Origin of the sequence: Variovorax sp. RA8 (assembly GCF_901827175.1) — a bacterium.
GTDB lineage: Bacteria > Pseudomonadota > Gammaproteobacteria > Burkholderiales > Burkholderiaceae_C > Variovorax.
Window position 1 is genome coordinate 5,520,348 of sequence record NZ_LR594662.1, and the last position, 13,778, is coordinate 5,534,125.

Consider the following 13,778-nt stretch of genomic DNA (forward strand, 5'->3'; position numbering starts at 1 on the left):
GCTAACCCGCGGCGGCGGCGCCCGCCGTATCAGCTTGCATCCCACAACCGGAGCTGCTGATGATTCCTCGCCCTTCCCGACTTGTCCAACGCTCGGCCGCGGCGCTGCTGTGTGCCCAGCTCCTGCTCAGCGCCTGCAGCGCCACCGAAATCGCACCTGGGCTCGCGCATTGGCCCACGCCGGCGCCCCAACCCGAACCGCCGATCTTTCCTTCGCCACACTGGCCGGCCCGGGTGGTGGCACGCACGGTGCCGAACTTCCAGGCGCCCTCGGCCGCCCATTGCGCGCGGCCGGTGCAGACGTCGGAGACGCCGGGCCGCATGGCGGGCCAGCGCGACGAAGCGACGGTCACGGGCGGCTCCGGCGCAGCCCCCTCCCGCTTGGCGCGCGAGGAGCGGGTCCGCCGCATCTCGCCCGGCGAGGCTTCGGCCGACGCCGCAGCCGCCATGCCGGCCCCCGCCAGCCCGCCGGCGCGCGCCGCCAAGGAGGCGCTGGCGGCCGAAGCCGAGGCGGCGCCGCGCTTCGCGCCGCCCGCGCCCACCCCGCAGCTCACCCAGCGCCCACGTCCGGCGCAGGAGATCGTCACCGCCGGCATGGTTGACGACAATGCTGACTTCGCGGCCTACCTGCAATTCCGCCAGCGCACCCAGGTGGCCCATCGCGAACGCGAGGTGAGGGAGCGCTACCTGCTGCAGGTACGCAACCGGCGCGGCGACCCCGTACCCGATGCCGAGGTCGCGGTCCAGGCCGCGAGCGGCGCCGCCATGTGGGCACGCACTGACGCGGCCGGCCGCGCGTGGCTGCATCCCCAAGCCTTCGATCCCTCGGGCAGCGCGGTCTACGAAGTAGCCGTGCGCAAGAGCGACCACCAAGGCACGGCCTTCCTGCACCGTGGACAGAAGAGCGCCGTCGAGCTGGTGCTCAACGAGGCTGCGGCCCCGCAGCGGGCCCGGCTCGACCTGGTCTTCCTGATCGATGCCACCGGCTCCATGGGCGACGAGATCGGCAAGCTCAAGGCCAGCCTGCGCAGCATCGCCAACGAGGTGGCCCGCCTGCCGATCCGGCCCGACACCTGCTTCGGCCTGGTGGCCTACCGCGACCGCGGCGACGAATTCCTGGTGCGCCGGCATGACTTCACCAACGACCTGGGCGCCTTCCAGTCCGTGCTCGACGCGCTGCAGGCGAATGCCGGCGGCGACTACCCGGAGGCGATGAACGAGGCGCTGCACGAGGCCGTGCACCGGCTGAGCTGGCGCGGCACCGGCGCGACGCGCCTGGTGGTGCTGCTGGCCGACGCCCCGCCGCATCTGGACTACGGCGGGCCCCAGTACGACGAGGACATGATGGCTGCGCTGGGGAAAGGCATCAAGGTGTTCAGCGTCGGCGCGAGCGGGCTGGACAAGCAGGGCGAGTACATCCAGCGGCAGATCGCCCAGTACACCGGCGGACGCTTCGTGTTCCTGACCTACCGGGAGGCGAGCAACCCGGCCAGCGGCCCCGGCCGCGAGACGACACACGACGTGAGCAACTATTCGGTGCAGACGCTGGATCGGCTGATCGTGCGGCTGGTCAGCGAGGAGCTGGCGAAACTGCCCAGGGGCGGTTGAGGCTGCGTCAAGCCGGGTTATAATTTTGGGCTCGGCTCTTTAGCTCAGTCGGTTAGAGCGATGGAATCATAATCCACAGGTCCGCGGTTCGAGTCCGTGAAGAGCCACCACCCGTAAGAAAAGCCTGCTATCAGATCGATAGCAGGCTTTTTTTCTTTGCGGCGCGCGGGTGCGGGGTGCTGCGCCTCCGGCTTGATCCGGCACGCGCCATGCGCCCTGTCCGACAAGTTTCTATCTCCTGGCCTGCACCATCGTCGTTTGCCGGAGGCCGCGATGGATTCCCCCACTGCCGTACACAAGAGCTATCAGCGATTCTTTGCCTGGACCTTCGTGATGGCCACGGTGCTGGCCTTCGTGCTCGTCTGGGTCGAGCTCGCCTTTTTCCCCTCGCCGGCGCCGCCGCCCATGACCGTGCGACCGACTGCCGGCGGTTTCGAGATGCATGACCTGCAGCTTCTGCTTACCGTGGCCGCACTGATCGCGGCCTTTGTATCGCTGGGGGGACTCATCGTGACCACGCCGCTGGCTTGGCTCGACCGCCGAAAGGCCCGCGCTCGCGCCGCCCTGGAACTCGCCTTCAAGCGGCAGGACCACATCAACTGGCTCGCAGCGGAGCGCACTGACAGCTGGCTGGTGCCGGATCGGCGCCCCCCACCCATGCGTCGGCACCGACCCGGCCCGGCTGCGCGGCGAGTCCATGGCAGCGCCCATTGACCGGCAGCCATGAAAAAGCCCGCTGAGAGCGGGCTCGGGGGGTCCTGGGCTGGCCGGACTATTCCTGGGGACGGAACGCGCTGAGAAACTCGGCGGTCTTGTCCGCCGGCCGCCAAGTCGCCGTCACTGGGGCGGGCGTGCCCGCGCCGCTCACATTGCCGGACGGCGCCGTCGACGCGGTGCCATTGCTGTTGCAGGCGCTCAAGCAGAGCGCCAGGGCAAGGCCCGCGATCGCCATCCACGCTGTCTTCTTCATATCGGGCTCCTCGGATCCGCCCCGCGACGCGGGCTGCTGGCAACCGATGCTAACCCTATTATTTAAACATAAGTTCTCTTTTCTCAAGAAAACTTAGAAATCGGTATTACTTTTTTGCGCGGCGCCGATGTTACGGTGTAGCTACTATGTACTACATGATTTTTCGTCGATCGCGGAATGCAGAACGGCCCGAGGACGAGGCCGAGGCCAACGACAGCAGCAGACTCGCGCCGCTGAACCCTGCCCACCTGACACACGAACCGGTACGCCGACGCTGGTCCTGGATCCGCTTCGCAGCCGGCGCCGCGGTGGGCGTCCTGGTGGTCGAGGCCTTCAGGCTGGGCCTCCTCCGACTCCCTTGAGAGACAGATAGTCGTCAGTGCTGCGCGGGCGCCGGAGATAGTTCCGGGATTCGCGCCTCGCCGCCCACCCGCGCTTCGGCCCGCGCCAGGATGGTCTGCAGAATGTCCGGTATCTCGAATACCGCCCGGTTGTGCACTTTGCGCGTCGCGGCAAGGTAAAGGTCGAGATCGCGCACCAGCTCCTCGACCGCCTCGGGCACCTTGGCATAGCTGGAGCGAACCAAACCCACGCCCTGCTCCCGCACCCACTGGGCGTTGTAGCGCTCCTGGGGCAGCGTCCAGCTGTTGCACACCACGATCACCGGCAGATGCAACTGCACCGCCTCGCTCACGCTGCCGGGCCCCGGCTTGCCGATGAAGAAGTCGGACAGCTGCATGTAGTGGGCGACATCCGGCGTGAAGCCCAGCACCAGCCGCGGCGCCTGCGCCGGCAGCGCACGCAGCGCCTTGGCCAGCGATTCGTTGTGGCCACACGCCAGGATCAGCTGCATGTCGGGCAGGCGCCTGGCGATGCCGATCATGGCCTTCGAGCCCTGCCCGCCGAACAGCACCAGGCCGGTCGGCCGGTCCGGATCCAGGCCGAGGCGGCGACGCTCCTCGGCGCGATCGATCGGCCTGGTCTCATAGAAGGCCGAGCGGATCATCATCCCCGAGGTCGCATGGATGCGATCCTCCGCGTAGCCGGCCGCCCGCGCCTGCTGCACGGCCTTGGGCGAGCCGCAGACGAAGTACTGGTCCTGCCCCTTCTCGATCCAGAAGTGGGGCGGATGATCGGCCAGGTCGGTCAGCACCGTCACATAAGGCACGCCCGGCAATGCCGTCGCCACCGATTCGTAGAGAGAGCGGTTGAAGTTGGGGATCAGCGAGACCACCATGTCGGGTTCGGTCGCCAGCCAGTGCTGCTGCAGCGGTCGTACCAGCTTGGGCTTGGCCCAGCGGATCACCGCCTGCAGGACCTTGAGCTCGTGCGTCAGTCCCAGCGTCCAGCCGCGGGCGAGCCGCTTGTTGTAGACGTCTTCCGGGTCCATGCCGGTCAGCTTGCGAAAGCCGTCGTTCGGATCGAGTACCTCGCGCAGGTTGACCAGGCGCACGGTCCACGGCAGGCCTGCGCGATGGATCGCGGCCTCCAGCGCCAGGGCCGACGCGCGGTGCCCGCCGCCGGCGTTGAAGTACACCAGGTCGACGGTTCGGTGGGCCGCGGGAGGCAGAGTCGTCAAGGGGGCGAGCGTCGCCGAATGAACTCCCCCAGGGCTTGTCACTTCGTGTGGTGCGCGCACCCCGTCCTGAAGGAGGGAGCGAGCGCCTTCGGGCGGCCGGGCGGCGCTCATGCGTGCGCCGGCGCGCGCCGCGAAGCAGCACGGCCGGCCCGCGCCGTGGCGGGCATGTGCTGGGCCCAGTGCAGGATCTCGAGCCTCCCGTCGGCATGTTCGGCCAGCGCCGTGAGGCTCTCGACCCAGTCGCCGTCGTTGGCGTAGAGGATGCCGTCGACGTCACGCAGCTCGGCATGGTGGATGTGGCCGCAGACCACGCCCTGCACGCCGCGCTTGCGCGCCTCGCGTGCCACGGCGCTCTCGAAATCGCCCACATAGCTGACCGCGCGCTTGACCTTCAGCTTCAGGTACTTCGACAGCGACCAGTAGGGCAGCCCCATGCGCGCGCGCAGCGAGTTGAGGTGGCGGTTGAGCTTGAGCGTGAACTCGTAGAGCGAATCGCCCACATAGGCCAGCCACTTCGCACACTGGATCACGCCGTCGAACAGGTCGCCGTGCATGATCCAGAGCTTGCGGCCGTCGGCGGTCTCGTGGATCCATTCCTCGGCCACGTCGATGCCGCCGAAGTTGTGGTGCAGGTACTTGCGCGCGAACTCGTCGTGGTTGCCCGGGATGAAGATCACGCGCGTGCCCTTGCGCGCCTTGCGCAGGAGCTTCTGGATCACGTCGTTGTGCGGCTGCGGCCAGTACCAGTGGCGGCGCAACTGCCAGCCATCGATGATGTCGCCGACCAGGAACAGCGTCTCGCACTCGGTGTGCTTCAGGAAATCGAGCAGTGCCTTGGCCTGGCAACCGGGCGTGCCCAGGTGCAGGTCGGAGATCCAGAGCGTCCTGTAGCGCTGCGAGGGACGCGAGACGTCGTCCTCCTCCGCGCCCAGGGAGGCGTCGGCCGTGTCGTGCCATGCACGGAGAAAGGCATCATCGCGTTGCATGGGGGGTCATCGTCGCCAAGGCCGATGACGCCGCCGTGGCGACGAGGTGAAGCTTCGATGACAGGGCCGCGTCCGTCGCGGCGAAGCGTCACGCAGCTGGGTGACAGCGGTGGATCTCGATGGTCGAGTGCCTGATTTCCTCGTGCATCTCGAAGGTGGCTCGCACCTCGTCGGGCGTCAGCGTTGACGAATGCGTGACAACGCTGAGCGCGCAGGCGTAGGCGCCCTGGCCCACGCGCCACACGTGCAGGTCGGCGATGCGGGTGTGCGAATCCGCAAGGGCCTGCTCGACGCCGTCGCGGATCTCCTCGACCACCGGATGATCCATCTCGCGGTCCAGCAGCACCTTGGCAGTATCGACCAGCAGACCGCGCGCCCAGCTCGCAACCAGCACCGCGCCGACGATGCCCATCGCCGGGTCGAGCCAGGCCCACCCGTAGAGCCAGCCGCCGGCCAGCGCGACGATGGCGAGCACCGAGGTCGCGGCGTCGGCCACCACATGCAGGTAGGCGGAGCGCAGGTTGAGGTCGTGGCCATGGCCATGACTGTGCGCATGCCCGTCATGGTGGGGCTCGTGGCCATGATCATGGTGGTGATGGGCGCCGCCGAGCAGCCACGCGCATAGCAGGTTGACCGCCAGCCCCAGCACCGCCACCACGATCGCCTCCTGGTACCGAATGGCGGCCGGCGCCCACAGTCGTTCGACAGAGCCGACCACCATCAGCACCGCAACGCCGAGCAGGAACAGCGCGCTGGCGAAGCCGCCCAGCACCTCGATCTTCCAGGTGCCGAAGGCGAAGCGCCGGTCGCCGGCGTAGCGCCGCGCCGCGGCGTAGGCGAAGGCGCTGAGCCCGATTGCCACCGCGTGCGAACTCATGTGCCAGCCGTCGGCCAGGAGCGCCATCGAGTTGAACCACCACCCGGCGCCGATCTCGAGCACCATCGCGGCCCCGGTGATCCACATCACCAGCCGCGTGCTGCGCTCCGCGGCCCGGTTGTCGTCCTGGAAACGGTGCTCGTGCTGCCAGCCGCTCAGGTCATGGGTGTGCATGGGACACCTTCAGTTGCCGAACATGTCGCCGCCCTCGCGCTGCGGCGCCGCGACGCCCAGGTGCCGGTAGGCCGCAAGGGTGGCGATGCGCCCGCGCGGCGTGCGCTGCAGATAGCCCTGCTGGATCAGGTACGGCTCGATCACGTCCTCGATCGTGCCCGGCTCCTCGCCGATGCTGGCCGCGATGTTGTCCAGCCCGACCGGGCCGCCATCGAATCGGTGGATCACCGCCTCCAGCAGCTTGCGGTCCATCAGGTCGAAGCCCTGCGGATCGACGTCGAGCATGGCCAGTGCCTTGTGCGCCAGCGCCTCGGTGATGCGGCCGTCGCCCTTGACCTGCGCGTAGTCGCGCACCCGGCGCAGCAGGCGGTTGGCGATGCGCGGCGTGCCACGCGAGCGGCGCGCGATCTCCAGGCCGCCGGCGTCGTCCGTCGGCACGGAGAGCAGGCCGGCGCTTCGGCGCACGATGCGCGCCAGTTCCTCGGCCGTGTAGAACTCCAGCCGCGCCACGATGCCGAAGCGGTCGCGCAGCGGGTTGGTCAGCATGCCCGCACGCGTGGTGGCGCCGACCAGGGTGAAAGGCTGCAGGTCCAGCTTGATGCTGCGGGCGGCCGGGCCTTCGCCGATCATGATGTCGATCTGGTAGTCCTCCAGCGCGGGGTAGAGGATTTCCTCCACCACCGGCGAGAGCCGGTGGATCTCGTCGATGAAGAGCACGTCGTTGCGCTCGAGGTTGGTCAGCAGCGCGGCCAGGTCCTTCGGCTTCTCGAGCACCGGGCCGGAGGTCTGGCGCAGGTTGACGCCGAGCTCGGCCGCGATGATGTGCGACAGCGTGGTCTTGCCCAGGCCCGGCGGGCCGAAGAGCAGCACGTGGTCGAGCGCCTCGGCGCGGTGCCGCGCCGCGCCGATGAAGATCTCCAGCTGCTCGCGCACCTTGACCTGCCCCACGTAGTCGTCGAGCAGCTTGGGGCGCAGCGCCCGCTCGATCGCCTCTTCGTTGGGCGAGGCCGGTGCGGCGGAGACCACGCGTTGCGGGGCCGGGGCGAAATCGTCGGTCTGGATGGTCATGGCGTAGGCTGGACGGACAGTTTAGTCGGCCGAACGGCATGCCGAGGGTTGGCGCAGGGCTGCCGCCGTACGCCCCTGCGGCAGAATGCGCCACCGAGGAGGGTGAGCGTGTCCATCTACGAGCTGAAGCCGCGATTCCAGGCCCTGCTGCGCCCGCTGGTGGGGCGCCTGCATGCCATGGGCGTGACGGCCAACCAGGTCACTGTCGCGGCCTGCGTCGTCTCGGTCGCGCTCGGCCTGTGGCTCTTCTTCGCCGCGCCTTCCGCGGCCGCCTTCGCGCTGATCCCGCTGTGGATGTTCCTGCGCATGGCCTTCAACGCCATCGACGGCATGCTGGCGCGCGAACACGGCCAGCAAAGCGCGCTCGGCGCCTTTCTCAACGAGCTGACCGACGTGCTCTCGGACGCGGCGCTCTACCTGCCCTTCGCGCTGGTCGCGCCCTTCAGCCCCTTCTGGGTCGGCGCCGTGATCGTGCTGGCGGGGCTTTCCGAATTCACCGGCGCGCTGGGCCCCACCGTGGGCGCCTCGCGCCGGTACGACGGCCCGCTCGGCAAGAGCGACCGCGCCTTCGTGTTCGGCGCGCTGGGCCTGTACGTCGCGCTCGGCGGGCCGCTGCCGGCCTGGAGCGCCGGGCTCATGCCGCTGCTGGCAGTGCTGGTGGCGTGGACCATCGTCAATCGCATCCGCCGCGCGCTGGCCGAGGCCGGCGCCGCATCGCACAGCCGAGGAGACCCGACCCGATCATGAGCGACACCCGTGTGCCACAAGAACATCAATTCCAGACACACGACGGCGTCTCGCTGTTCTACCGGCACTGGCCCGCGACCGGTGGCGCGCGGCGCGGCGCGGTCGTGCTGTTCCACCGCGGCCACGAACACGGTGCGCGCATGGCCCACCTGGTGGACGAGTTGGAACTGCCCGATTTCGACTTCTTCGCCTGGGACGCCCGCGGCCACGGCCGGTCGCCGGGCCAGCGCGGTTTCAGCCCCGGTTTCGCGACCTCAGTGCGCGACGTGCAGACCTTCATCGAGCACATCGGCAGCGCCCACGGCGTGGCGCCCGAAGACATCCACGTGATCGCGCAGAGCGTGGGCGCGGTGCTGGTCGCCACCTGGGCCCACGACTACGCGCCCAAGGTGCGGGGGCTCACCCTCGCCTCGCCGGCCTTCCGGGTGAAGCTCTACGTGCCCTTCGCGCGCCCCGGGCTCGCGCTCATGCACAAGCTGCGCGGGCTCTTCTTCGTCACCAGCTACGTGAAGGCAAAGTTCCTCACGCACGATCCCGAGCGCATCGCCAGCTACGAGAACGACCCGCTGATCTCGCGGCCGATCGCGGTCAACATCCTGCTGGGCCTCTACGAGGCCGCCGAGCGCGTGGTCGCGGACGCCAGCGCGATCACGCTGCCGACGCAGCTGCTGATCTCCGGCGCCGACTGGGTCGTGCATCACCAGCCCCAGCACGACTTCTTCGACCGGCTCGGCAGCGCCGTGAAGCGCAAGCTGGAGCTGCCCGGCTTCTTCCACGACACGCTGGGCGAAAAGAACCGGGGCCCGGCCGTGAAGGCCATCCGCGACTTCGTGCTGGAACTGTTCGACCAGGCGCCGCCGCGGGTGGACCTGCGCGCCGCCCACCTGAGCGGCGCGACCGCCGACGAATCGCGCGCGCTGGCCGAGCCGCTGCCCGCGCTGTCGCCGCGCGGTGCCTACTGGGCGCTCACGCGGACCAGCCTGCGCTTCGGCGGCCTGCTGTCGCGCGGCGTCAGGCTCGGCCACGACACGGGTTTCGACTCGGGCAGCACGCTGGATTACGTCTATCGCAACCAGGCGCAAGGCGCCGGCCCGCTGGGCCGGATGATCGATCGCACTTACCTCGATTCCATCGGCTGGCGCGGCATCCGCCAGCGCAAGCTGCACGTCGAGGAACTGCTGCGCAAGGCCATGGAGCTGCTGGCCGAACAGCACCGCGAGGTGCGCCTGATGGACATCGCCGCCGGCCATGGCCGTTATGTGCTCGACGCCGTGCTGGCCAGCCCCGTCAAGGCCGGCTCGATCCTGCTGCGCGACTACAGCGACATCAACGTGCGCGACGGCCGTGCGCTGATCGCCGAGAAGGCGCTGCAGGGCAGCGCGCAGTTCGTCCAGGCCGATGCCTTCGACCGCGCGAGCCTGGCGAGCGTGACACCGCGGCCCACGCTCGCGGTGGTTTCGGGCCTGTACGAGCTCTTTCCCGACAACGAGATGGTGAGCCGCTCGCTGGCCGGCGTGGGCGACGCGGTCGAGGACGGCGGCTACCTGGTCTACACCGGCCAGCCCTGGCATCCGCAGCTGGAAATGATCGCGCGCGCCCTCACCAGCCACCGCCAGGGCCAGGCCTGGGTGATGCGCCGGCGCACGCAGGCCGAGATGGACCAGTTGGTCGAGTCCGCGGGCTTTCGCAAGATCGACCAGCGCATCGACGAGTGGGGGATCTTCACCGTCTCGCTCGCGGTGCGCTCGGGGCAATGAGCGCCGCACGTCCGCGCCCATGGAAGCGCGCCGCCGCCTGGCTGGCGCTGCTGGGTCCGCTCTTCTACGCCAGCTACGGCTTCGCGAACTGGTGGGCCTCGACCCGCGCCCAGGTGCCGGTACTGGTCTTCGAGTGGGAGCGCAGCCTGCCCTTCTGGCCCTGGACCATCTTTCCCTACTGGACCATCAACGCCTTCTACGCGCTCTCGCTCTTCCTCGCGCGCGACCGCCATGTGCTGGACCGCCATGCGGCACGGTTGCTGACGGCGCAGGCGGTGGCGGTGGCCTGCTTCATCCTCTGGCCGCTGCGCTTCAGCTTCGGCCAGCCCTCCGTCGAGGGCGCGCCGGCCTTCCTGTTCAATGCGCTGCGCGGCTTCGACCAGCCCTTCAACCAGGCGCCCTCGCTGCACATCGCGCTGGCCGTGATCCTGTGGGACTCTTACCGGCGCCTGATCCATGCGCAATGGGCGCGCATCGTGCTGCACCTCTGGACCTTCGCGATCTGCGCCTCGGTGCTCACCACTTGGCAGCATCATTTCATCGACATCCCGACCGGCGCGCTGATGGGCTTGGTCTGCGTGTGGCTCTGGCCGCTGGAGCGCGTGGTGGCCCTGCCGCGTGCGTGGCGGCTCACGCGCGACCCGCAGCGCTGGAAGCTGGCGGGCTGCTACGCCGCCGGGGCCCTGCTCTTCCTCGCCGTGGCGCTGAGCCTACAGGGCGCGTCGTTGTGGCTGGCCTGGCCGGCTGCGGCCCTGGCAGGAGTGGCGCTGAACTATGCGGGCTTCGGCGCACGCGGCTTCCGGATGGATGGCCACGGCCGCATGCACTGGAGCGCACGCTGGCTGTTCGCGCCCTATCGCCTCGGCGCCGCTCTCAGTGCCCGGCTCTGGACGCGCGGCCTTCCGGCGTCGGTGGAGGTCGCGCCGGGCCTGCGACTGGGCCGGCGGCCCAGCCTGGCCGAATGGGAGGCCGCAGGCCGCCCGCGCCTGCTCGGCCTGTGCGCCGAGCTCCAATTGCCGCCGGTGCCCGGCGCCCGCTGCGTGCCGATGCTGGACCTCGTGCTGCCGGGAGCCGCGCAATTGCGCCGCGCAGCCGTCGTGATCGAAGGGCTGCGCGACAGCGGGCAGCCGGTCTGGGTCTGCTGCGCGCTGGGCTTCTCGCGCAGCGCCGCCTCGGTGGTTGCCTGGCTCGGCCTGCACGGTGCGGACTCCACACTGGCCGCGGCGCACGCGGCGGTACGCCAGGCGCGACCCCAGATTGTGCTGCGCGCAGGCTGGCTCGCCCTCCTGGACCAGCTGACTTCCGGGAAAGCACACCATGAATGAAGACGACCGCGCCCTGTGCGCCACCACCGCCGGCCTGCTCCGGGCCGGCGCCGCGCTGGCCCTGTGGGGCCTCGCGCTCTCCCTCATTTCGGGTCTGGTGCTGGCGCTGACCGGACGCTCCCTGCCTTCGGCCACCTGGGCAGCCTTCGCCGTCGTCGCGTTGATCGGCTTGCCCGAGCGCTACCTGGCCATGCGCGTGCGGCTCGACGCAGCGCTGTTCGACGGGCTGGCAAGGAGCACGATTGCCTCCGGCCCCGCCATGGACCGCGCGCTCGCGACGCTCGGCCTGCGCCGCCGCGCGGACGGCACGCGGCCCCTGGCCGACCGCGTGCTCGGCGCCCGGCAGCTGATGCAGCGCCACGGCATCGCCGTGATCGCGCAGACGATCGTCTTCGCCATGGCGCTCGCGATGCAGGACTGGCGTTGAGCCATGGGTCGCAAGGAGCCCCGTCCATGAGTTCTTCCGCTCCCGGCCTGCCGCGCCAGGCGGCCGCCGTCGTCTCGGCCTGGCTGATCGTGCTCTTCGCCAAGCTGCTGACCGGCGTGCGCGCCATCTGGAGTGGCACCGGCCCCAAGGCCGAGCAGACCCTCTACTTCGCCAACCACACCAGCCACGGCGACTTCGTGCTGCTGTGGGCCACGCTGCCGCCTGACCTGCGGGCGCTCACGCGTCCCGTGGCCGGACAGGACTACTGGGAGGCCTCGGCCCTGCGCCGCTTCATCGGCAGGGACGTATTCAACGCATTGATGATCCGGCGCGACGGCAGCGCCGTACCCGGCAACGAGGCCCTCAACCCGGTCGAGCAGATGACCGAGGCGCTGCAGGCCGGGGACTCGCTGATCATGTTTCCCGAGGGCACCCGCAACATCGGCGAGGAGGTCCTGCTGCCGCTCAAGAGCGGCCTGTACCACCTGGCGCGTGCCTGCCCGCAGGTGCGGCTGGTGCCGGTGTGGATCGAGAACCTCAAGCGCGTGCTGCCCAAGGGAACGCTGGTGCCGGTGCCGCTGGCCTGCACGGTGCGCTACGGCACGCCGATCGCGCTGGCCCAGGGCGAGGACAAGGCGGCGTTCATCGCACGCGCTCGTGCCGCCATGCTGGACCTGCGGCCCGAATACGACCGTGCAGAGGACTGATGACCGTGACCGCCTCCCCCCATGCCACCTGGATGCTGTTCGGCGGCGTCGCCGCCGTCCTGATCCTCGCCTCGGCCGTCGGCGCGCTGCTCAAATGGCGCGTCGCGCAGGGCCAGCCCCATTCCGTGATCGACAACCTCAACGCGCGCGTCAACGCCTGGTGGGTGATGGTCGCCGTGATCGGCCTGGCCTTCGCCCTCGGCAAGGGCGGGGTGATCGTCCTGTTCTACCTGATCTCCTTCTACGCGCTGCGCGAGTTCATGAGCCTGGCCTACACGCGCCGCGGCGACCACCATGCGATCGCGGTGGCCTTCTTCGTCGCGCTGCCGGTGCAGTACTTCCTGATCTGGATCGAGTGGTACGGGCTCTATGCGATCTTCATTCCGGTCTACGCCTTCCTCGTGCTGCCCATCCTCGCGGCGGTGGGCGCCGACACCAAGCGCTTCCTGGAGCGCACGTCCAAGGTGCAGTGGGGGCTGATGATCTGCGTGTTCTGCATCAGCCATGTGCCCGCGCTGCTGACGCTGCCGATCCCCGGCTTCGAGGGCCGCAACCTGCTCCTGATCGCCTTCCTCGTGATCGTGGTGCAGGGCAGCGACGTGCTGCAGTACGTGTGGGGCAAGCTCTTCGGCAAGCGCAAGGTGGCACCCGAGCTCTCGCCGTCGAAGACCTGGGAAGGCCTGGTCGGCGGCGTCGCCAGCGCCACGGCGCTGGGCGCGTCGCTCTACTGGGCCACGCCCTTCAACCCGTGGCAGGCGGCGCTGATGGCGCTCACCATCTGCGTGATGGGCTTCTTCGGCGGCCTGGTGATGTCGGCCATCAAGCGCGACCGCGGCGTCAAGGACTGGGGCACCATGATCGAAGGCCACGGCGGCATGCTCGACCGGCTCGACTCGGTGATCTTCGCTGCGCCGATCTACTTTCATGCGCTGCGGTTCTGGTGGACCCCGTAGCGGTCCGGGCGAGCGCCCTACTTCGCCAGTGCCTTCAGCGCGAGCTTGATGCCTTCCCCCACCGCCACGTCCTTCGGCAGCGCCTTGAGCGCCGCCGCCGCCTCGCGGTCGCTGTAGCCCAGCGCGAGCAGCGCCTGAAGGATGTCGGCCTGCGCATCGGTGGCGGCATGCGCGGGTGCGCCGATGTCGGCGCCCAGCTTGCCCTTGAGCTCGAGCAGGAGGCGCTCGGCCGTCTTCTTGCCGATGCCCGGGATCTTCACCAGCCGCCCCGCTTCCTGCAGCGTGACGGCCTGCGACAGCTCTCCCACGCTCATGCCGCTCAGAAGGCCCAGCGCCGTGCGCGGCCCGACGCCGGAGATCTTGATCAGCTGGCGGAAGGCGGCGCGCTCCTCTGCGGTCCCGAAGCCGTAGAGGATCTGCGCGTCCTCGCGCACCACGAAGTGCGTCAGCAGCGAGACGCGCTCACCCGTCGGGGGCAGGTTGTAGAAAGTGCTCATCGGCACGTCGACCTCGTAGCCGACGCCGTTGCAGTCCACCACCACCTGGGGCGGGTTGCGCTCGGCCAGGATGCCGGTGAGTTTGCCTATCATGGGTGCCCTTT

General features: G+C 69.5%; 15 protein-coding genes and 1 tRNA gene. 10 read left to right on the forward strand and 6 right to left on the reverse strand.

Going from position 1 to position 13,778, the window contains the following annotated elements; all coding sequences use genetic code 11:
* Window positions 1-59: 59 nt before the first annotated feature.
* The 3 genes from E5P3_RS26340 to E5P3_RS26350 all read left to right on the forward strand — a co-directional run bounded on the left by E5P3_RS26340 (window position 60) and on the right by E5P3_RS26350 (window position 2,321).
* Window positions 60-1,607 (forward strand): vWA domain-containing protein, encoded by a 1,548-nt coding sequence (locus E5P3_RS26340; protein ID WP_162588654.1) that lies wholly within the window; start codon window positions 60-62, stop codon window positions 1,605-1,607.
* 33 nt (window positions 1,608-1,640) lie between these two features.
* Window positions 1,641-1,717 (forward strand) — tRNA-Met (locus E5P3_RS26345).
* A 163-nt stretch (window positions 1,718-1,880) separates the two neighbouring features.
* Window positions 1,881-2,321 carry a hypothetical protein gene (locus E5P3_RS26350; RefSeq protein ID WP_162588655.1) on the forward strand — a complete coding sequence of 147 codons (441 nt, stop codon included), beginning with the start codon at window positions 1,881-1,883 and terminating at the stop codon, window positions 2,319-2,321.
* Between the two features lie 58 nt (window positions 2,322-2,379).
* Here the strand turns inward: E5P3_RS26350 and E5P3_RS26355 are convergent, their stop codons facing one another.
* On the reverse strand, window positions 2,380-2,577 hold the full coding sequence (locus E5P3_RS26355; protein WP_162588656.1) for a hypothetical protein: 198 nt from the start codon (window positions 2,575-2,577) through the stop codon (window positions 2,380-2,382).
* A 155-nt stretch (window positions 2,578-2,732) separates the two neighbouring features.
* Between E5P3_RS26355 and E5P3_RS26360 the strand changes: the two genes are divergently transcribed.
* Window positions 2,733-2,939 (forward strand): hypothetical protein, encoded by a 207-nt coding sequence (locus E5P3_RS26360; protein ID WP_162588657.1) that lies wholly within the window; start codon window positions 2,733-2,735, stop codon window positions 2,937-2,939.
* Between the two features lie 14 nt (window positions 2,940-2,953).
* Here the strand turns inward: E5P3_RS26360 and E5P3_RS26365 are convergent, their stop codons facing one another.
* The 4 genes from E5P3_RS26365 to ruvB form a co-directional block, all read right to left on the reverse strand.
* Window positions 2,954-4,147, reverse strand: a complete 1,194-nt coding sequence (locus E5P3_RS26365; RefSeq protein ID WP_443083298.1) for a glycosyltransferase — start codon at window positions 4,145-4,147, stop codon at window positions 2,954-2,956.
* Window positions 4,148-4,263: 116 nt separating this feature from the next.
* Entirely contained in the window at window positions 4,264-5,142 is an 879-nt protein-coding gene (locus E5P3_RS26370) for a UDP-2,3-diacylglucosamine diphosphatase (protein WP_162588659.1), read from the reverse strand.
* 88 nt (window positions 5,143-5,230) lie between these two features.
* Window positions 5,231-6,193, reverse strand: coding sequence for a CDF family Co(II)/Ni(II) efflux transporter DmeF (dmeF, locus tag E5P3_RS26375; protein ID WP_162588660.1), 963 nt, complete (start codon window positions 6,191-6,193; stop codon window positions 5,231-5,233).
* Between the two features lie 9 nt (window positions 6,194-6,202).
* Window positions 6,203-7,261: a Holliday junction branch migration DNA helicase RuvB gene (ruvB, locus tag E5P3_RS26380; protein WP_162588661.1), complete on the reverse strand. Its 1,059-nt coding sequence runs from the start codon at window positions 7,259-7,261 to the stop codon at window positions 6,203-6,205.
* A 108-nt stretch (window positions 7,262-7,369) separates the two neighbouring features.
* Between ruvB and E5P3_RS26385 the strand changes: the two genes are divergently transcribed.
* Genes E5P3_RS26385 through E5P3_RS26410 form a run of 6 tightly spaced genes read left to right on the forward strand, consistent with a single transcriptional unit; the run spans window position 7,370 to window position 13,177 of the window.
* Window positions 7,370-8,008, forward strand: a complete 639-nt coding sequence (locus E5P3_RS26385; protein ID WP_162588662.1) for a CDP-alcohol phosphatidyltransferase family protein — start codon at window positions 7,370-7,372, stop codon at window positions 8,006-8,008.
* Complete coding sequence (locus tag E5P3_RS26390; RefSeq protein WP_162588663.1) at window positions 8,005-9,765, forward strand: bifunctional alpha/beta hydrolase/class I SAM-dependent methyltransferase; 1,761 nt, start codon at window positions 8,005-8,007, stop codon at window positions 9,763-9,765. The genes E5P3_RS26385 and E5P3_RS26390 overlap by 4 nt, the downstream gene beginning before the upstream one ends.
* Entirely contained in the window at window positions 9,762-11,090 is a 1,329-nt protein-coding gene (locus E5P3_RS26395) for a phosphatase PAP2/dual specificity phosphatase family protein (protein WP_162588664.1), read from the forward strand. The genes E5P3_RS26390 and E5P3_RS26395 overlap by 4 nt, the downstream gene beginning before the upstream one ends.
* Window positions 11,083-11,517, forward strand: coding sequence for a hypothetical protein (locus tag E5P3_RS26400; protein ID WP_162588665.1), 435 nt, complete (start codon window positions 11,083-11,085; stop codon window positions 11,515-11,517). The genes E5P3_RS26395 and E5P3_RS26400 overlap by 8 nt, the downstream gene beginning before the upstream one ends.
* A gap of 26 nt (window positions 11,518-11,543) precedes the next feature.
* Window positions 11,544-12,224: a lysophospholipid acyltransferase family protein gene (locus tag E5P3_RS26405; protein ID WP_162588666.1), complete on the forward strand. Its 681-nt coding sequence runs from the start codon at window positions 11,544-11,546 to the stop codon at window positions 12,222-12,224.
* Window positions 12,224-13,177: a phosphatidate cytidylyltransferase gene (locus E5P3_RS26410; protein WP_162588667.1), complete on the forward strand. Its 954-nt coding sequence runs from the start codon at window positions 12,224-12,226 to the stop codon at window positions 13,175-13,177. The genes E5P3_RS26405 and E5P3_RS26410 overlap by 1 nt, the downstream gene beginning before the upstream one ends.
* 17 nt (window positions 13,178-13,194) lie before the next feature.
* Here E5P3_RS26410 and ruvA read toward each other — a convergent pair whose 3' ends face one another.
* Window positions 13,195-13,767: a Holliday junction branch migration protein RuvA gene (ruvA, locus tag E5P3_RS26415; protein ID WP_162588668.1), complete on the reverse strand. Its 573-nt coding sequence runs from the start codon at window positions 13,765-13,767 to the stop codon at window positions 13,195-13,197.
* Window positions 13,768-13,778: the final 11 nt, after the last annotated feature.